Source organism: Streptomyces sp. NPDC048142 (genome assembly GCF_043202835.1).
Lineage (GTDB): Bacteria > Actinomycetota > Actinomycetes > Streptomycetales > Streptomycetaceae > Streptomyces.
On the sequence record NZ_JBIDBC010000037.1, the window covers coordinates 37,049 to 55,150 of the forward strand.

The 18,102-nt window shown below is 71.9% G+C and carries 15 protein-coding genes; 2 read left to right on the plus strand and 13 right to left on the minus strand.

Features of this window, described 5'->3' with window-relative positions; all coding sequences use genetic code 11:
- Positions 1-13: 13 nt before the first annotated feature.
- The 12 genes from ACGF2Y_RS31860 to ACGF2Y_RS31915 all read right to left on the minus strand — a co-directional run bounded on the left by ACGF2Y_RS31860 (position 14) and on the right by ACGF2Y_RS31915 (position 14,213).
- Positions 14-505 (minus strand): Uma2 family endonuclease, encoded by a 492-nt coding sequence (locus tag ACGF2Y_RS31860; protein WP_392954663.1) that lies wholly within the window; start codon positions 503-505, stop codon positions 14-16.
- 117 nt (positions 506-622) lie between these two features.
- Positions 623-1,900: a thymidine phosphorylase gene (locus ACGF2Y_RS31865; RefSeq protein WP_392954665.1), complete on the minus strand. Its 1,278-nt coding sequence runs from the start codon at positions 1,898-1,900 to the stop codon at positions 623-625.
- Positions 1,901-2,017: 117 nt separating this feature from the next.
- Positions 2,018-2,449 carry a cytidine deaminase gene (locus ACGF2Y_RS31870; protein WP_392954667.1) on the minus strand — a complete coding sequence of 144 codons (432 nt, stop codon included), beginning with the start codon at positions 2,447-2,449 and terminating at the stop codon, positions 2,018-2,020.
- Positions 2,446-3,708, minus strand: a complete 1,263-nt coding sequence (locus ACGF2Y_RS31875; protein ID WP_392954668.1) for an ABC transporter permease — start codon at positions 3,706-3,708, stop codon at positions 2,446-2,448. Before ACGF2Y_RS31875 ends, ACGF2Y_RS31870 begins: the two co-directional genes overlap by 4 nt.
- Positions 3,705-4,823: an ABC transporter permease gene (locus ACGF2Y_RS31880; protein ID WP_392954670.1), complete on the minus strand. Its 1,119-nt coding sequence runs from the start codon at positions 4,821-4,823 to the stop codon at positions 3,705-3,707. Before ACGF2Y_RS31880 ends, ACGF2Y_RS31875 begins: the two co-directional genes overlap by 4 nt.
- Positions 4,820-6,403: an ABC transporter ATP-binding protein gene (locus ACGF2Y_RS31885; RefSeq protein ID WP_392954718.1), complete on the minus strand. Its 1,584-nt coding sequence runs from the start codon at positions 6,401-6,403 to the stop codon at positions 4,820-4,822. The genes ACGF2Y_RS31880 and ACGF2Y_RS31885 overlap by 4 nt, the downstream gene beginning before the upstream one ends.
- A gap of 343 nt (positions 6,404-6,746) precedes the next feature.
- Positions 6,747-7,796, minus strand: a complete 1,050-nt coding sequence (locus ACGF2Y_RS31890; protein ID WP_392954672.1) for a BMP family protein — start codon at positions 7,794-7,796, stop codon at positions 6,747-6,749.
- 174 nt (positions 7,797-7,970) lie between these two features.
- Positions 7,971-9,206: an amidohydrolase gene (locus ACGF2Y_RS31895; protein ID WP_392954719.1), complete on the minus strand. Its 1,236-nt coding sequence runs from the start codon at positions 9,204-9,206 to the stop codon at positions 7,971-7,973.
- A gap of 222 nt (positions 9,207-9,428) precedes the next feature.
- A complete protein-coding gene (locus tag ACGF2Y_RS31900) occupies positions 9,429-10,466 on the minus strand; it encodes a hypothetical protein (RefSeq protein ID WP_392954674.1) in 1,038 nt (345 codons plus the stop codon).
- A gap of 10 nt (positions 10,467-10,476) precedes the next feature.
- Positions 10,477-11,409 carry an N-acetylneuraminate synthase family protein gene (locus ACGF2Y_RS31905; RefSeq protein ID WP_392954676.1) on the minus strand — a complete coding sequence of 311 codons (933 nt, stop codon included), beginning with the start codon at positions 11,407-11,409 and terminating at the stop codon, positions 10,477-10,479.
- 12 nt (positions 11,410-11,421) lie between these two features.
- A complete protein-coding gene (locus tag ACGF2Y_RS31910; protein ID WP_392954678.1) occupies positions 11,422-12,714 on the minus strand; it encodes a cytidylyltransferase domain-containing protein in 1,293 nt (430 codons plus the stop codon).
- A gap of 116 nt (positions 12,715-12,830) precedes the next feature.
- The gene (locus ACGF2Y_RS31915) at positions 12,831-14,213 is read right to left on the minus strand and encodes a DUF6716 putative glycosyltransferase (RefSeq protein ID WP_392954680.1); all 1,383 of its coding nucleotides are present in this window, start codon (positions 14,211-14,213) and stop codon (positions 12,831-12,833) included.
- A 208-nt stretch (positions 14,214-14,421) separates the two neighbouring features.
- Here ACGF2Y_RS31915 and ACGF2Y_RS31920 point away from each other — a divergent pair, with 208 nt between their 5' ends.
- Both ACGF2Y_RS31920 and ACGF2Y_RS31925 read left to right on the plus strand, forming a co-directional pair.
- Positions 14,422-15,405 (plus strand): glycosyltransferase family 2 protein, encoded by a 984-nt coding sequence (locus ACGF2Y_RS31920; RefSeq protein WP_392954682.1) that lies wholly within the window; start codon positions 14,422-14,424, stop codon positions 15,403-15,405.
- Positions 15,402-16,841: a polysialyltransferase family glycosyltransferase gene (locus tag ACGF2Y_RS31925; protein WP_392954684.1), complete on the plus strand. Its 1,440-nt coding sequence runs from the start codon at positions 15,402-15,404 to the stop codon at positions 16,839-16,841. Before ACGF2Y_RS31920 ends, ACGF2Y_RS31925 begins: the two co-directional genes overlap by 4 nt.
- Positions 16,842-16,940: 99 nt before the next feature.
- On the opposite strand, the gene ACGF2Y_RS31930 is transcribed toward ACGF2Y_RS31925, so the two are convergent.
- The gene (locus tag ACGF2Y_RS31930) at positions 16,941-18,056 is read right to left on the minus strand and encodes an acyltransferase (RefSeq protein ID WP_392954686.1); all 1,116 of its coding nucleotides are present in this window, start codon (positions 18,054-18,056) and stop codon (positions 16,941-16,943) included.
- Positions 18,057-18,102: the final 46 nt, after the last annotated feature.

The following is an 18,102-nucleotide window of genomic DNA, read 5'->3' on the forward strand; positions in this document are numbered from 1 at the left end:
GGCCGTCCGCGGGTCAGCTGACGGGGAGGACGCCGGTGTCGAGCACCAGCCCGAACGGCTCGGGGAGGGTCAGCTTCCGTCCGTACTCGACCGCTTCCAGCACCCGGTACGTACCGCCGTCCGGCTCCCCGTAGAGCGTCGCGGTCGGGCGGCCGGAGTGCCAGGGGTCGAGGAGCAGGAACAGCTCCACCCCGGCCTTGGCATAGCCGTTCACCTTGCTGACGCGGTCGTGGTTGGCGTTGGCGCGGGAGGTGATCTCCACGACGAGGCGGGCTTCCTCGGCGGGGACGGTGTGCCCCGGCCCGGAGGCGGTGGCGCGGTCCACGACCACGAGGTCGGGGATGTAGATCCCGCCCCGCCCCGGCAGGGCGAGGCCGAGGGTCTGGTAGATCCCCCAGTCCTCCGGGATGACGGTGTAGAGCCTGCGCTGAAGCAGCTCAGCGGTGGTGTTGTGGTCAATCACCAACGCTCCGCGTTGACTCAATCCTCCGCCTTGCAGCTGCACGCACCGGACCCCGCTCCCTGATCCGCCCTGATCCGGACGCAAGGCCCGAGTCCAGCATGCCGAACGGGACCGGCGGCAGTCCACCGGTCCCGTTCACCCGTACGAGGAAAGCGCAGGTCAGGCGATACGTTCCCGCACCACCGGGAGTGGCGCGAACGACGTGCCGGCCGGGGCGATGTCGTACGCCCCGGGCAGCGCCTCCAGTGCGTAGTCGAACTTCTCGGGGGTGTCCGTGTGCAGCGTCATCAGCGGCTGGCCCTCGGTGACGGTGTCGCCGGGCTTGGCGTGCAGCTCGACGCCCGCGCCGGCCTGTACCAGGTCCTCCTTGCGGGCGCGGCCCGCGCCCAGGCGCCAGGCGGCGACGCCGACGTCGTACGCGTCCAGGCGGGTCAGGACGCCGGAGGAGCGCGCGGTCACCACGTGCTGCTCGCGGGCGACCGGGAGGGTGGCGTCCGGGTCGCCGCCCTGGGCGGAGATCATCCGGCGCCAGACGTCCATGGCGGAGCCGTCGGCGAGCGCCTTCTCCGGGTCGGCGTCCTTGAGGCCCGCCGCGTCCAGCATCTCGCGGGCGAGCGCGAGGGTGAGGTCGATGACGTCCCTCGGGCCGCCGCCGGCCAGCACCTCGACCGACTCGCGGACCTCCAGCGCGTTGCCCGCGGTGAGGCCGAGCGGGGTCGACATGTCGGTGAGCAGCGCGACGGTGCGCACCCCGCTGTCGGTGCCGAGCGCGACCATCGTGGAGGCCAGTTCGCGGGCGTCCTCGATCGTCTTCATGAAGGCGCCGGAGCCGACCTTGACGTCCAGGACGAGTGCCCCGGTGCCCTCGGCGATCTTCTTGGACATGATGGAGCTGGCGATCAGCGGGATCGCCTCGACGGTGCCGGTGACATCGCGCAGCGCGTACAGCTTCTTGTCGGCGGGGGCGAGCCCGTCGCCGGCGGCACAGATGACCGCGCCGGTGGTGTCCAGGACGTCGAGCATCTCCGCGTTGGAGATGTGGGCCCGCCAGCCGGGGATGGACTCCAGCTTGTCCAGGGTGCCGCCGGTGTGGCCGAGGCCCCGGCCGCTGAGCTGCGGCACGGCCGCGCCGCAGGCGGCGACCAGCGGGGCGAGCGGCAGGGTGATCTTGTCGCCGACGCCGCCGGTGGAGTGCTTGTCGGTGGTGGGGCGGGACAGCGCGTCGAAGTTCATCCGCTCGCCGGAGGCGATCATCGCGGCGGTCCAGCGGGCGATCTCGGTGCGGTTCATCCCGTTGAGCAGGATCGCCATGGCGAGGGCGGACATCTGCTCGTCGGCGACCTCGCCGCGGGTGTACGCGTCGATGACCCAGTCGATCTGCTCGGGGGTCAGCTCGCCTCGGTCCCGCTTGGTGCGGATGACGGAGATGGCGTCCATGGGAGTCCTTCCGGCCGGTGCGTACGCGAGAGTTCCAATGACTCTACGCGCATAGAGATGGGAAAGAGCGGTGGCCCTTCCGCGGAAGGGAAGGGCCACCGCCGGGAGATGCGGGGTTCAGCCGAGGTGCTGCGGGCCGAACGACTGGGGCAGCATCTCGTCCAGCGTGCGCCGCCCGTCGGGCGTCTCCAGGAGGAGCGCCGGGCCGCCGAACTCGTACAGCAACTGCCGGCACCTGCCGCACGGCACCAGGATCGCCCCGGTGCCGTCCACGCAGGTGAAGTGGGTCAGCCGGCCGCCGCCGGTGGCGTGGAGCGTGGAGACCAGACCGCACTCGGCGCAGAGCGAGAGTCCGTAACTGGCGTTCTCGACGTTGCAGCCGGTGATCGTGCGGCCGTCGTCCACCCGAGCGGCGACACCGACCGGGAAGCCCGAGTAGGGGGCGTACGCACGGGACATGGCGTCCCGGGCCGCGACCCGCAGGGCCTCCCAGTCGGCCTCGCCGAACACGGTGGCGGCCGGCCGGCCTCCGGCGGCGGGCGGCGTCACTTGCCCTCGCCCTTGCGGTACGGCACACCGTTGGCCTTGGGCATCCGCAGCCGTTGCGCGGAGAGCGCGAGGACCAGCAGCGTGGTGACGTACGGCGCGGCGTCGACGAACTGGCTCGGCACCTGGTCGGTCAGGAAGTACCAGGTGAACAGCAGCGCCGAGACGGCCGCCGAGATCGCCGCGGAGACGTACTTCTTCTTGTACAGCTGCCAGAGCACCGCGATGACCAGCAGGATCGCCAGCAGGAGCAGCATCGCGTGGACGTTCTCCGCGCCGCCGCGCAGCTTCAGGCTGTCGGTGAAGCCGAAGAGCCCGGCGCCCAGTGCCATGCCGCCCGGCATCCAGTTGCCGAAGATCATCGCGGCGAGACCGATGTAGCCGCGGCCGCCGGTCTGGCCCTCCTGGTAGATGCCGGTGGCGACGATCGCGAGGAACGCACCGCCCAGACCGGCCAGACCGCCGGAGACGGTGACGGCGATGTACTTGTACTTGTACACGTTGACGCCGAGGGACTCGGCGGCCGTGGGGCTCTCGCCGCAGGAGCGCAGCCGCAGCCCGAACGGGGTGCGCCACAGGATCCACCAGGTGGCGGGGATCAGCAGCAGGGCGACGACGGTGAGCAGCGACAGGCCGGTGACGAGCCCGCCGATGATGCCCGCGAGGTCGGAGATCAGGAACCAGTGCCGTTGTTGCAGGTCCTGCATCCAGTCCGCGAGCCCCGGAACGGTGATCCTGTCGATCGGATCGATGCGCGGGGACTGCTTGGAGGAGCCGCCCTGGATGCCGTCGAAGGCGAAGTTGGAGAGATAGCGGGTGACGCCGACGGCGAGGATGTTGATGGCCACACCGGAGACGATGTGGTTCACGCCGAAGGTGACGGTGATGACCGCGTGCAGCAGGCCGCCGAGGCAGCCGCCGAGGATCCCGAAGAGGACACCCACCCACGGGCCCCACTGGAACCCGGCCCAGGCCCCGAACCAGGTGCCGAGGATCATCATGCCTTCGAGGCCGATGTTGACGACGCCTGCGCGCTCGGCCCACAGACCGCCGAGTCCGGCGAGGCCGATCGGGACGGCGAGTGCCAGGGCGCCGCGGACCTGGCCGACCGACGTGATGTCGTTGGCGCCGCTGATGAGGCGGACCAGCGAGACCAGGGCGAGCGCGCCCGCGATGATCAGCAGGACGACGGGCAGGGACAGCTTGCGGCGGCCGCCCTTGATGGGAACGACGCGTGCGGCGATGGTCTTGCTGGTGCTCACAGGGCCGCCTCCTTCTCGGTCGTGAGGGAGTGTCCGGCGGCGAGCTCCTCGCCGACCTTCTGCTGCTGGCGGCGGATGCCGTAACGGCGGACCAGCTCGTAGGAGACGACGACCGAGATCACGATCAGACCCTGCATGATCGTGGCGATCTCCTTCTCGTACCCGTGCTGGTCGAGCGAGGCCGAGGACTTGTCCAGGAACGCGATCAGCAGGGCGCTGAGGGCGATGCCGAGGGGGTTGTTCCGGCCCAGCAGCGCGATGGTGATGCCGGTGAAGCCGATGCCCGTGGGGAAGTCGAGGCTGTAGGTGTGGGTGTCACCGAGCAGCGTCGGCATGCCGGCCAGGCCCGCGACCGCGCCGGAGATCAGCATCGAGGTGAGGATCATCTTCTTGGCGTCCACGCCGGAGGCCTGGGCGGCGCTCTCGCTGGCGCCGGTGGCGCGCAGGTCGAAGCCGAACCGGGTGTGGTTCAGCACGAACCAGTAGAGGAGGCCGCAGCCGGCGGCGACGAAGGTGAAGCCGTAGATCTCTCCGGCCAGGTCGCCCATCGGCAGCCCCGGGATCCAGCCGGACTCCGCGATCTCACCGGTGGTGAGGTTGTTGGAGCCGGGCGGCTGCTCACCGAAGTTGTCCGGCAGGATCAGCCAGGCGACCAGCGCGGTGGCGATCGAGTTGAGCATGATCGTCGAGACGACCTCGCTCACTCCGCGGGTGGTCTTGAGGAAGCCCGCGATACCGGCCCAGAAGGCACCGACGAGCATCGCGACGATCACGATCAGCGCGATGTGCAGCGGTCCCGGCAGGGTGACGCTCGCGCCGACCAGTGCGGCCACCATGGCGGCGAGGCGGTACTGCCCGTCGACGCCGATGTTGAACAGGTTCATCCGGAAGCCGACGGCCACCGCGAGCGCGGCGAGGTAGTACGTGCCGGCCTGGTTGACGATCAGGACCTGTACGTCGGCGTAGCTGGCCGACTCGAACATGATCCGGTACGGCTCGAAGGGGTTCTGCCCGGACGCGAGCAGCACCACGGTCGTCAGCACGAGGGCGACGACCAGGGCGAGCACCGGGCCGGCGAAGCCCAGGATCAGCCGGTCCTTGTCGAATTTCTTCATCGGGCCTCGTCCTCCGGGCTTTCGAGGTGACCGGTGGCGGCGCCGGTCATGGCCGTGCCCAGTTCCTCCGGGGTGATGGTGGCCGGGTCGGCGTCGGCGACCAGCCGGCCGCGGTACATGACGCGCAGGGTGTCGGAGAGCCCGATCAGCTCGTCCAGGTCGGCCGAGATCAGCAGGACGGCGAGCCCTTCGCGGCGGGCCTCGCGGATCTGGTCCCAGATCTGGGCCTGCGCGCCGACGTCCACACCGCGGGTGGGGTGGGCGGCGATCAGGAACTTGGGCGCGTGGCTCATCTCGCGGCCGACGATCAGCTTCTGCTGGTTGCCGCCGGAGAGCGAGGCCGCGGTGACCTCGATGCCGGGGGTGCGTACGTCGTACTCGCGGACGATGCGCTCGGTGTCGGTGCGGGCCGCCTTGTTGTCCAGCAGCCAGCCGCGGCTGTTGGGCTTCTCGGTGACGTGGCCGAGGATGCGGTTCTCCCACAGCGGGGCGTTCAGCAGGACGCCGTGGCGGTGGCGGTCCTCGGGGATGTAGCCGATGCCGGACTCGCGCCGTTTGCGGGTCGGCGCGTGCGAGATGTCGTCCGTGCCGAGCGTGATCACCCCGGCGTCCGGGTCGCGCATCCCGATCAGGGCCTCGATGAGCTCGGTCTGGCCGTTGCCCTCGACTCCGGCGATCCCCAGGACCTCGCCCTGGTGGATGGTGAAGTCGATGCCGGCGAGCACCTCGCGGACGGTGCCGTCGGGGTCGGTGACGGTGAGCTCCAGGCCCTGGACCCGCAGCATCGGCACGTCGGTGACGGTGGACTCGCGGGTCTCCGGCGAGGGCAGCTCGCTGCCGACCATCAGCTCGGCGAGCTGCTTGGTCGTGGTGGTGGCCGGGTCGGCGGTGCCCACCGTCGTACCGCGGCGGATCACCGTGATCTCGTCGGCGACCGAGAGCACCTCGCCCAGCTTGTGCGAGATGAAGATGACGGTCAGGCCCTCGGCCTTGAGCTCGCGCAGGTTGGCGAAGAGCGCGTCGACCTCCTGCGGCACGAGGACCGCGGTCGGCTCGTCCAGGATCAGGATGCGGGCGCCGCGGTAGAGCACCTTGAGGATCTCCACGCGCTGCCGGTCGGCGACCCCGAGGTCCTCCACGAGCGCGTCGGGCCGGATGCCCAGGCCGTACGCGTCGGAGATCTCCTTGACCTTCTTCCGGGCGCCGGAGCCGATGCCGTACAGCTTCTCGCCGCCGAGGACGACGTTCTCCAGGACGGTGAAGTTGTCGGCGAGCATGAAGTGCTGGTGCACCATGCCGATGCCGCGCTCGATGGCGTCGCCCGGGTTGGAGAACGAGACCTGCTCGCCGTCGATCGCGATCGTGCCCTCGTCCGGCTTCTGCATGCCGTAGAGGATCTTCATCAGGGTGGACTTGCCGGCGCCGTTCTCACCGACGAGCGCGTGGACCGTGCCCTTGCCGATGGTGATGTCGATGTCGTGGTTGGCGACGACGCCGGGGAAGCGCTTGGTGATGCCGTGCAGTTCTACGGCAGGGGGACTGCTGGACGCGTTGATGACGCACTCTCCTTGGCCGGACAGGAGCGGGGGCGGAGGGGCTGAGGGGGTGTCGGGCACCCGCCTGGGGGCGGGGTGAAGTTATCGCGCCGGAGGGCTGTCTACACGCGTAGCTCTGCCGAATCGTGAAACACAGGTGCACGTCACGGTCCGGACGCGCGGTCCGGACCGGTTGGGAGAGCACTGCGAGAGGCGGATCTTCTTCGAGTGGTGCTGCGGGAGTCTTCTTCGAGCGGTGCCGCGGAGGCCCGGCCGTCGCGCGGGAACGGGCCCGCGGCCCTGTCCGTCCGCCGGCCGGAGTGCGGCGCGGGGACGGACAGGGCCTGGGGAAACCGGTCGTACGGCAGGAGGCGGGGCGCCGAGCTGCTTACGGAGCGGTCTTGACGGTGATCTTGCCGTCGATGATCTCCTGCTTGGCCTTGTCGACAGCCGCGATGACGTCGGTCATCTCGGTGAAGGCCGGGTTGGAGGTCGAGAGGCCGACACCGTTCTTGTCCAGGCCATAGCGGATCTCACCGGACTGCGGCTTGCCGTCCTGGACGGACTTGATCAGGTTGAACACCGCGTCCTCGACGTCCTTGGTGACCGAGGTCAGGATGGACTCCTTGTAGTCCGCGAGCCCCTTCTGCTGGTACTGGTCGGAGTCGACGCCGATGTTCCACTTGCCGGCCTTGGAGACGGCCTCGATGGCACCGGAACCGGCCAGACCGGCGGCCGAGTAGATCACGTCGGCCTTCTTGTCGAGCTGACCCTGGGCGGCGGCCTTGCCGAGGTCCGGCTTGGAGAAGCCACCGAAGTCCGGCGGCTGCGTCAGGTACTGCGGAAGCACGTTGACCGAGGCGTCGGTGTCCTTGACGCCCTGGATGAAGCCCGCCTCGAACTTCTTGATCAGCGGGGTCTCGACACCGCCGATGAAGCCGACCGTCTTCGACTTGGTGACCTTGGCGGCGGCGACGCCGGCGAGGTAGGAGCCCTGCTCCTCGTTGAAGACGATGTTGGCGATGTTGTCGCCGGTCACCGAGGCGTCGTCGATGATGCCGAAGGTGGTCTTCGGGAACTTCGGCGCGACCTTCTCGATGGCGGGCGCGTAGGCGAAGCCGACGCCGATCACCGGGTTGTTGCCGGAGCGGGCCAGCTCGGTGAGACGCTGGACCTTGTCCGCGTCGCCCTCACCGTCGGAGGGCTCGGCCTCGCTGCCCTTGACGTCGAGGTCCTTCTCGGCCTTTTCGAGTCCGGCGTAGGCGGCGTCGTTGAACGACTGGTCGCCGCGGCCGCCGATGTCGTACGCGATGGCGGCCTTGTCGCCGCCCGCGTCGGACGCGGCGTCCGACGACGTTTTTCCGCCACAGGCGGTGACGCTGAGAGCAAGTGCCGCGGACGCGAGGCCCGCGGTGGTGATCCTGGTGATCCGGCGCAAGGGAAGGCTCCTTCAAACCTGACCGAAGCGCCTCTTCCGGCGCTGGTTTCGCCGCGATCGTAACGCGCGTAGATGTCAGATAAGAGCACGTACGGAAGCCGTTATCGGATCGTCGCGAACAGAGGGCGCCCCGCAGGTCCACGAACGGCCCACGAAGACTGCGTCAACGCTCCGCTAACGGTTCCCGTCGAGCAGTGCCGAGGCGGTGAACAGCTCGACTCCTACGGTGATGGCCTCTTCGTCCACGTCGAAGTTGCCGCGGTGCAGGTCGAGCCCGCGCGTGTCGCCCGGGGTGCGGACGCCGAGACGGGCCATCGCGCCGGGCACCCGCTCCAGGTACCAGGAGAAGTCCTCGCCGCCCAGGCTCTGCTCGGTGTCCTCGATCGCATACGATCCGCGGCGCTCGGTCATCGCGGCGTCGAGCAGGCCGATGCTCTCGGCGTCGTTCACCACGGGCGGCACCCCGCGCACGTAGTTGATCACGGTCTTGGCCCGGTGCATTCCGGCCACCTCGTCCACGGCGGCGTGCACCAGGTCGGGGGCCTCGCGCCAGGCCTCCAGATTCAGGCAGCGGACGGTGCCGGACAGCTCGGCGTGCTGCGGGATGACATTGGGCGCGTGCCCGGTCTCCAGCCGCCCCCAGGTCAGCGCGAGCCCGGAGCGGGCGTCGACCCGGCGGGCGAGCAGCGCGGGCACGTCGACGGCGATCCGGGCGGCGGCGGTGACCAGGTCGGTGGTCAGATGCGGCCGGGCGGTGTGCCCGCCGGGCCCGTCGAGCGTGATCTCCAGCCGGTCGCAGGCCGAGGTGATGGCCCCGGTCCGCAGCCCGATCCGCCCGACGTCCACCTTCGGGTCGCAGTGCACACCGATGATCCGCCCGACGCCTTCCAGCACCCCGGACTCGATCGCGTCGACCGCACCGCCGGGCAGGACCTCCTCGGCGGGCTGGAAGATCAGCCGCACGGCGTTGGGCAGCAGCCCCTGCCGGTCGAGCCCGGCGAGCACGAGCCCCGCCCCGAGCACGGCGACGGTGTGCACGTCGTGCCCGCAGGCGTGCGCCCGGTCGGGCACGGTGGACCGGTAGGGCACGCCCGCCTTGGTGTCCGGGATCGGCAGCGCGTCGATGTCCGCCCGCAACGCCAGCATGGGCGTCACCCCGTCCCACTCCCCCACGTCACACATGAGCCCGGTCCCCACGGCGAGCACCTTCGGCTTCAGCCCGGCCTTCTCCAGCCGGTCCTTGACGGCGGCGGTGGTGCGGAACTCCTGGTTGCCGAGCTCGGGATGCATGTGCAGGTCACGGCGGAAGGCGATCAGCTCGGCACGGAGTTCGTCGGAGAGCCTGCCGGGCAGCGCACCTCCCCCGGGCTGGCCGGCCGGGTGGTGGGGGCTGGAGGCGCGGGACTTCAACTGGTTCACCTGAGGAAGCGTAGGCCCCTTGCCCCCTCAACTGGCCACAGATCAACAAAACTTCAGCCGCACAGGCGAACAAAGTTCACGTGAGGACGTGTGACGCTGAGTGGTTGCGGGTATACCGGTTCGTCTTCCGGGCCGGGGTCCGCGCCCTTGCGACAACGCGGCGAGGTGCCGTAGCTGTCGTCGTGCGCCCGCCAGGGATTGGCGGGACAGCCCTTAGCTCCAGGTCGCCACCGACGACAGCCGCTGCACCCCCCGAGCCGTCTCCGTGACCCCGCTCAGGAACCCCTGCGCCCGGGGCGAAGCCGTGGCGCGGAGCCATTCCGGGGCGATGTCGCAGACCGCCACCCGGACGCCCGTGCCGGCCAGGGCCAGCGGGAGGGTGTGGACGACCGTGGAGGGGAAGCTGACGATCGTGCGGCCGATGGGGCCCCGGCGGGCGATGAGTTCCAGGGGGAGGTCCGGGCGGACGATCTCCAGGCCGGTGGCGGCTTCCAGGGCGCGGAGTTTGTCGGCGGACTCGCGGCGGTGGGCGAAGTAGCGGGTCGCTCCGTGGGTACGGGCCAGGGCCGTGACCGCTTCCTGGTACGGGGTCGGGTCGACGACGCCCGTCTCGACCAGGGAGGTGCCGACCAGGTCCGCGTCCTTGCCGACGGCGGGCGGGCCGAAACGGGCGCGGGTCCAGGCGAAGGTGTTCGGGGTGACCGCGATGCCGGGCGGAGCCTCGACCGGCATCGCGGTGAACACCTCGACCGTGTGGTCCGCGGTCGGGGTGAAGCGGCGGCGGGCCGTGGCGGTGACCGGGGCCAGGACCAGTTCGCGCGGTCCGGTGCGGCCCCGGCGGTGCCAGCGGGTCAGGCGCTCGCCCCGGGCCAGCTGGGCGACGAACTCCATGGTGGCCGTGCCGTCGTCGACCACCGTGAGGCGGTCGGCGCGGACCAGGGTCAGCAGGAGCTGCACATAGCGGGAGAACGGGTCGCCGATCACTATGTGTTCCGCGCGCCGGACCAGTCCTGCCAGCGCGCGCAGGGCCTTCAGGGGCGCGCCGGACTCGCCGCGCGCCTCCTGCCAGCGCACGGCGATGCCCTCGTCGCGGGCCAGCTCCGCCATCCGGCGCAGCTGACCGCGCGACATCGGGTCGACCGGGGGGAGGACGACGACCGTGGTGGCGGCCGGATCGTCTCCCCCCTGGGTGTGAACCCACTCCAGGACGTTCAGGAGCTGGACCGGGCTCTCGACGAAGGCGAGGTTCACCGGTCGGCGCTCAGACCGCGGCCGGCTCGGGGGCCGGCGCGTTCTCGGTCTCGGCGACGACGCCCGCGACCCGGCGGAGCTTCTTCATCGGGCCGAGCTCGGACTCGTACACCTTCTTGACGCCGTCGCCGAGCGACTGCTCGATGGTGCGGATGTCGCGGACCAGGCGGGTCAGGCCCTGCGGCTCGACGGAGGCGGCCTGGTCGGAGCCCCACATGGCGCGGTCCAGGGTGATGTGGCGCTCGACGAACGTGGCGCCGAGCGCGACGGCCGCGAGGGTGGTCTGCAGGCCGGTCTCGTGGCCGCTGTAGCCGATCGGGACGTTGGGGTACTCCTGCTGGAGGGTGTTGATGACCCGCAGGTTCAGCTCCTCGGCCTTCGCCGGGTACGTCGAAGTGGCGTGGCAGAGCAGGATGTTGTCCGAGCCGAGGACCTCGACCGCGTGGCGGATCTGCTTCGGGGTCGACATGCCGGTGGAGAGGATCACCGTGCGGCCGGTGGCGCGCAGGGCGCGCAGCAGCTCGTCGTCGGTGAGGGAGGCGGAGGCCACCTTGTGGGCGGGGACGTCGAACTTCTCCAGGAAGGCGACGGCCTCGGTGTCCCACGGGGACGCGAACCAGTCGATGCCGCGCTTGGCGCAGTGCTCGGAGATGGCCTGGTACTCGGCCTCGCCGAACTCGACGCGGTGGCGGTAGTCGATGTACGTCATCCGGCCCCAGGGCGTGTCGCGCTCGATGTCCCACTGGTCGCGCGGGGTGCAGATCTCCGGCGTCCGCTTCTGGAACTTGACGGCGTCGCAGCCGGCTTCGGCCGCCGCGTCGATCAGCGCGATGGCGTTGTCGAGGTCGCCGTTGTGGTTGATGCCGATCTCGCCCGTGATGTAGACGGGGTTGCCGGGGCCGACGGTGCGGGTGCCGAAGGTGCGCAGGCGGGAGGTGCTCATGGTGGTGCTTCCTTACTTGGCGGGGACTGTGGGGACGGTGGGTTCAGAGGTGGTTCTGGTGGTGGTGAGGGTGGGGCCGAGCAGCCAGGCCGCGATCTCGCGGATGGCGCCGTAGCCTCCGGGGGTGGTCGTGACGGCGCGCGCCGCGGCGCGTACCGAGTCGTGGGCGCTCGCGACGGCGACGGGCCAGCCGGCCAGCGAGAAGCAGGGCAGGTCGTTGACGTCGTTGCCGACGTAGAGGACCCGGTCGGGGGCGATGGAGTGCTCGTCGCACCACCGCTTCAGCGCCTCGTCCTTGCGGTCGATGCCGTGCAGGACGGGGATCTGGAGCTTGCGGGCCCTGGCCGCGACCACCGGGTTCTGCTCGGTGGAGAGGATCAGCAGCGGTACGCCGGCCTTGCGCAGGGCGGCGATGCCCAGTCCGTCGCCCCGGTGCACGGCGACCGTCTCGCGGCCCTCGGAGTCGATCATGACCCGGTCGTCGGTCTGGGTGCCGTCGAAGTCCAGGACGACCGCGTCCACGTCCGCGAGGGAGGGCAGCGGGGAGGGGTCCAGGAGCGGGGCGAGCGCGCGGGCGCGGGCCAGGTCGTGCGGGTCGTCGATCTCCAGCACCCGCGCCGGGTCGGTGGGCACGAGGGCGGTGTGGCCGAAGAAGCGGTGGCGGTGGGTACGGAAGCCCGCCGCGTCCATCGCGTAGGCCGCGCCGGTCTCCAGGTGGTCCTGGGGGCGGTCCTGGCGGCGCGGGCGTACGGACTTGTCGTGGTTGACGCCGTACGTTCCCTCCTCGACCGCGTGCCCGTCGCGCCAGACGAAACCGTGGAACGGGGCGACCGTGACGGCCGTGTCCGCGCCCTCGTGGGCCACCGCCCTGGCGACGCCGTCGATGTCCTCGCGGGAGACGAACGGGCTGGTGCACTGGACGAGGAGGACCACGTCGACGCTCCGGGCGCGCTCGGCCTCGTAGACGTCCAGGGCGTGCAGCACGGCCGCTTCGCTGGTCGCCGTGTCGCCCGCGATGGCGGCGGGGCGCTCCACGCAGTGCAGCCGGTGGGCGGCCCCGAGGTCGGTGGCGGCGCTCCGGGCGGCCTCGGCGATCGCCCCGTCGTCGGTGGTGACGACGACGTCGGTGACCTCGGGGGCGCCGAGTGCGGCGCGGACCGCGCGGGCGACCAGGGGGATGCCGCCGACCTCGGCGAGGTTCTTGGCGGGGACGCCCTTGGATCCGCCGCGGGCGGGGATCACGGCGAGGACGGTCGGGGCCGGGGGCGGGGGCGGGGGCGACTGCATCGTTGTCCCTGGGGTCATGGAGGTTCCTGAGGTCGTGGAGGCCGCTGAAGTCGTCGAGGCCGCTGGGGTGGTGACCGCGGTTCGCCCGGTGGGTCGGCTCTCGGATGCGGGGGCGGCTCCCCCGGCCGGCCCGGTCACAGCTCGCCCATCCGGCGGATCACGGGGGCGACGCGCTGGACGCCCTGGCGGTAGGCGCCGCGCGCCGCGTTGCGGACGGTTTCGCGGACCGCGCCCCGGACCCGGCCGGCCTCCTGCGGTGCGGCCGCGCCGGGCAGGGGCGTGCCGTCGGGGGCCAGGTGGTGGCGGGCGAGGATGCCGGGGAGGTAGCCGGGGGCGGTGGCGGGCGTGTAGTAGGGGGCCAGGGGCGGGAGCCGGTCCGCGTCGAGGAGGGCGGTGACCTCGGCGCGGGCGGTGTCGTAGGCGGTGCCGTACGAGCCGTCGGCGGCGACGCCCTGGCCGGCCAGCCACTCCTCGTCGGGGTGCGGCCGGTACCCGCCGTCGAGCCGGTCCCATGAGGTGAGGAGCCCGGAGCCGACGAAGTGGTGGTTGCCGAGCGTCTCCCGTACGCCGAGGTCGGTGAGGACCGCGGTCGGGATGCGGCGGTGCAGGGACTCCAGCGCGGCGGTCGAGGAGACGGTGACCAGGAGGTCGGTGCGGTCCAGGACCTCGCCCATGTGCCCGTACACCAGCCGGAAGTTGGGCGGCAGGCCGCCGGGCAGCTTCTGGGCGAGCCGCTGGTAGGGCAGTTCCTCGATGTGCGTGGTGTGCTCGCCGGGCTTGGAGCGCAGCTTCAGCAGCACCTCGCGGCCCGGGTGCAGCCGGGCGTGCTCGACGAGCCGGCGGAGCAGGTACGTACGGTCGGCGCGGGAGGCCGGCACGGAGGGCTGGGCGGCGAACACCACGGTGTCGCGGCCCTCTTCGGGGCGGTACGGGGCTCCGCCCAGGAAGGGGAGCGCGGCCTCCGTGACGGCCGAGGCGTCGGCGCCCACTCCCTCGTACACCGCGCGGAAACGCTCCGCGTCGTGGGCCGAGTTGGCGAGGACGACGTCCGCCCCGTGGCGGAGCAGCAGCCCGTCGGCGAGCTTCTCGTAGACGACGCCGACGTATCCGGTGACGACGACGGGGCGGCGCGGCAGGTCGAGGGCGGCGAGGCCGTGCAGCATGGCCTGGACGCCGCCGCCGACGAGGGCGAGGACGACGAGGTCGTAACCCTCGTCGCGCACGGTGTGCAGGAACTCGACGGCGGTGACCTCGCGGACCCGCTCGGCGTCGATCCCGACCTCGCCGACCTCCGCGAGCTGACGGGGCGTCGGGGTGGCCCGGCCGCGCAGCAGCAGCCCGCTGACCTCGACGGGCCGCGCGTCCCGCCCGCCCGCGTCGGCGGTCAGGCGGCGCGCGGTGAGCGCGCCCCATTTCCACCGGGTGTCGGAGTCGGCGAGTACGGCGACCCGCAGCGCCGGTCGGGGCGCGGCGGGAGTTTCGGCCGGTTCGGCCTCATTGCTGGTACGTGGGGGCACGTCCTAGAAGTTAGGAAGGCATTTCGATGCGTGGCCCAACGTGACGGCAACAGATGGTTAACAGCGAGCCGACGATTGGGGGACTGGCCCGAAATCACCGTCAATTCCCGGCCAGGAAAAGGTGATTCACCTGGACGTCGGGTGTTGTTCACCTTCCGGGCGCATTGCGGAAAAGGAAAGGGCCAGGGCCGCACCTAACGTGATGCGCGTGGTTAAGCTCTCCGTCATCGTGCCGTTCTTCAACGTGCAGACCTACGCGCCCGACACCCTCAGATGTCTGCGGGCCAACGCCCGCGACGACTTCGAGTTCCTTCTGGTCGACGACTGTTCGACCGACGGGACACCCCGGCTGCTGAGCCGGGCCGCGGACGAGATCCCCGGGGCCCGGCTGCTGCGGCACGAGGTGAACGGCGGTCTGGCGACCGCGCGCAACACCGGTCTGGACGCCGCCCGCGGCGAGTACATCGCCTTCCTGGACGGCGACGACTGGCTGGCCCCCGGGCACTACGAGCGGCTGGTGGCCCGGACCGAGGCGCTGGGCTGCGACTTCGTGCGCACCGACCACGTCCGGGCGAACGGCAGTTCGCGGACCGTACGGCGGGTTCCGCACGGGCCGCACGGTGTGGTGAGCGATCCCCGGGCGGCGATCCTGCCCGCCCACCGCACCACCTCGGTGGACTACGCGTTCGCCTGGGCGGGCCTCTACCACCGGCGGCTGCTGGACCGGGGGCTGCTGCACTTCACCGACGGGCTGCGGACCGCCGAGGACCGGCCGTGGATCTGGCGGCTGCACCGGGAGGCGGAATCCTTCGCCGTCCTCGGCCTGCTCAGCCATTTCTACCGGCGCGGGGTGTCCACCTCGCTGACCCAGATCGGCGATGTGCGCCAGCTCGATTTCCTGCGCGCTTTCGACCAGGTGATCGCCGAGACGGCAGCCGACCGTGACGCGGAAGCGTTTCTGCCGAAAGCCGTACGTACGTACTGCGCGGTCATGGCCCACCATCTGGGTGATATCGAGAAATTCGAACCGGCCGTGGCCCGCGAACTGAAGTCGCGCGGCGCGGCGGCCCTGGGCCGCCTGCCGCAGCATCTGCTGAACGAGGCGCTCGACTCCATGGACGTGACACGGGCGACCCGGGTGCGCAGACTGCGCCGCCGCCCGGCCGCCGCGAAGGGGGCCTCGGCCACATGACCATCCGGATCTTCCACGCCTCCACGCCCGCCGCGACGGTGCTGCTCGCCGCGGCGATCGACGCGGGGTGCTTCACCGAGCCCGACCGCCGGATCCTGCTGCTGTCCCGGACCGGGCCGGCGCCGGAGGCCACTGCCGACGTCTCGGAGACCGCCGGCTTCGAACGGCTGCGCGCCCGCTTCGACGAGGTTCGCTCGTGGAACGACGCGGTCTTCCCCTTCCACCCGGACGGCTGGCTGCCCCGCGCCGACGACGCCCCGCTGTGGGAGCGGCACTTCCGGCGCGCCTGGGGTCTCGGCGACGAGGCGCTGGAGCTCGTCGTGGACGCCCCGCACGCGGGTCCCGCACGCGCCCTGACCCAGGTCTTCGCCGGTGTCCCGGTAGATGTGTACGCCGAGGGGCCCGGCGGCTACGGCCCGACCGGGGAGAAGATCCCCCCGCTGACCGGGACCCGGGTGCGGCGGCTGCTCCATCCGGACCTGGTCCCCGGGGTGCGCCCGCTGCTGCTGGGCGAGTACGGGGTGGAGCCGCAGACCGTGCCGGCCGAGGCGATCACCAAGGTCGTCGCCGAACTGGCGGACGCGGCCGCTGCCGCTGACGCGTTGACCGCCGGGGGGTTGCCTGCCGCTGCCGCGTCGACCGCCGGGGGGTTGCCTGCCGTCGACGGATTGCCTGCCGTCGCGCCGGCTGCCGGGGAGTCGCCTGCCGTCGAGTCGCCCGCGCTGCTGCTCGGGCAGGATCTCGCCGGGGGCGGGCTGATCCCGGCGGCCGAGGAGGCGGGGCTGCGGCTGGAGATGGTGCGCGGGGCGGCGGCCCTCGGTCACACCCGGCTGGTGTTCGCGCCGGATCCGTACGCGCCGTGGGAGAGCCCGGGAGCGCTGCTCGCCGAGGCGGCCCGGCTGGGCGTCGAACTGACCGTGCTCGACACTCCGCTGCCCGTCGCGGCCGATGTGCTGCTGCACCGGCTGCGGCCCGCGCTGGTCGTCGGCTGCACCTCGACCGCGCTGTTCGGGGCGGCCCGGTTCCACGGTCTCCCGGTGGCGACCGTCGGCACGGGGCTGCTCCTGGAGCGCCTGACCCCGTACGAGAACGCCGAGCGGATCCCGGCGACGATCGCCGACGCGCTGCTGCCCGCGCTCGGCGACGCGGAGGCGGTCGCCGCGCAGAAGCCGCGCACCGGGGTGGAGCTGGACGGTCTGCTGGCGGCCGTCGGCTTCGCGATGCGGCCGAAGGTCCGCCCCGATCTGCGTCCGGCCGCCGAGCGCTACCTCGCCGCGCACCTGGACAGCCGGACCTGGCGCTACTTCAAGCGCCGCCGCCTGGCCTCGCTGGCGCTTCCCGGGGTGGTTCCGGCCCGGCTGGCGTTCCTGCGCAGCAACCCGGCCCTGCGCCGGGTGGCCCGGCGGGCGCGGGCGCTGCGGAGCGGCGGGAGCTGAGGGAGCGGCGGGGCCCCGGGGCCGGCAGGGTGCGCGGGACGGGCGAAGGGGCCCCGGGGCCGGCAAGGGGCCCCAGGGTCAGCAGCGTGCGCTGGACGCTCAGCCCAGCACCCTGCTCGCCCCCGCGCGGCCCCACAGCAGGGCCGCGCCGAACGACAGAGCCGTCGTGGCCACGGTGACCCCGACGACGAGGGCCGCGGCTGCCGGGCCGCTCAGGTCCGCGCGGACGAAGGCGTCGGTGAGGACGCCGAGCACGAGTACGTGCACGAGGTAGGCCCCGAACGACGCGTCGGCCAGCCGGGTCAGGGTGGGGCGCATCCGCTCCGGGACGCGCAGGCCGTGCAGGGCGATCAGGACGCCGCAGCTGAACAGGGCCACCAGGACGTGGGCGTACGGGATCGCGTAGTGCACCTCGTGCTGGTACGCGATCACCCCGGCCAGTCCGGCCGCCGCGAGCAGCAGCCAGGGGAGCCGCCGCCGGCCGAACGTGCCGGCCGGGGCGGCGAGCAGCAGCGCCCCGAGCACCGCGTAGATCAGCTGGTACGGCCCGAAGGCCCAGCCGAAGCGCGGCAGTTCGCGGCCGGTGGCCTCGGCCAGATCGCCGAACAGCGACGGGGCGGCCGCCAGGACCAGCAGGGCCGCGCCGAAACCCCACGGCCGCTTGCCCGACCTGACCAGCACGACCAGACCCAGGACCATGATCACGGGGAGGTAGGCGTACAGGTACCAGAGGTGGTAGGCGGGGCGGACCGAGGCGAACACGGAGTCCAGCGCCAGCTCGGCCACCGGGTCGTCGTTGGTCCCCCGGAGCCTGCCCCAGGCCAGGTAGAGCGAAGTCCAGACCGCGAGGGGCACCACGATCCGCACGATGCGCCGCCGCAGCCGCGCGCCGTCCTTCGGCGGGGCACCGACCAGGACCACCCAGCCGGCGATGGCGAAGAAGAGCGGCACGGCGAAGCGGCCGGCGGAGTCGGCGGTCAGCCCGGCCCAGTAGGTGCCGGGCCCCTGCGACGCCTCCCGGCCCACGGTGTTCACGAACGCCGAGCCGGTATGACAGACGATCACGCCGACCGAGCAGAGCAGCCGGATCAGGTCGATGTCGTAGCGGTACTCGCGGACAGGACGAGGAGCCTCCGGGACCGCCGGCGCCGGGACGGGAGCGGGGGTGGAGCTGGGAGTGGGAGTGGAGGCGGAGGCGGAGGGTGTGGTCGGCATGGTCCTCAGGGGTGGACGGAGGTTCCGGGGCGGTACGGGCTGATAC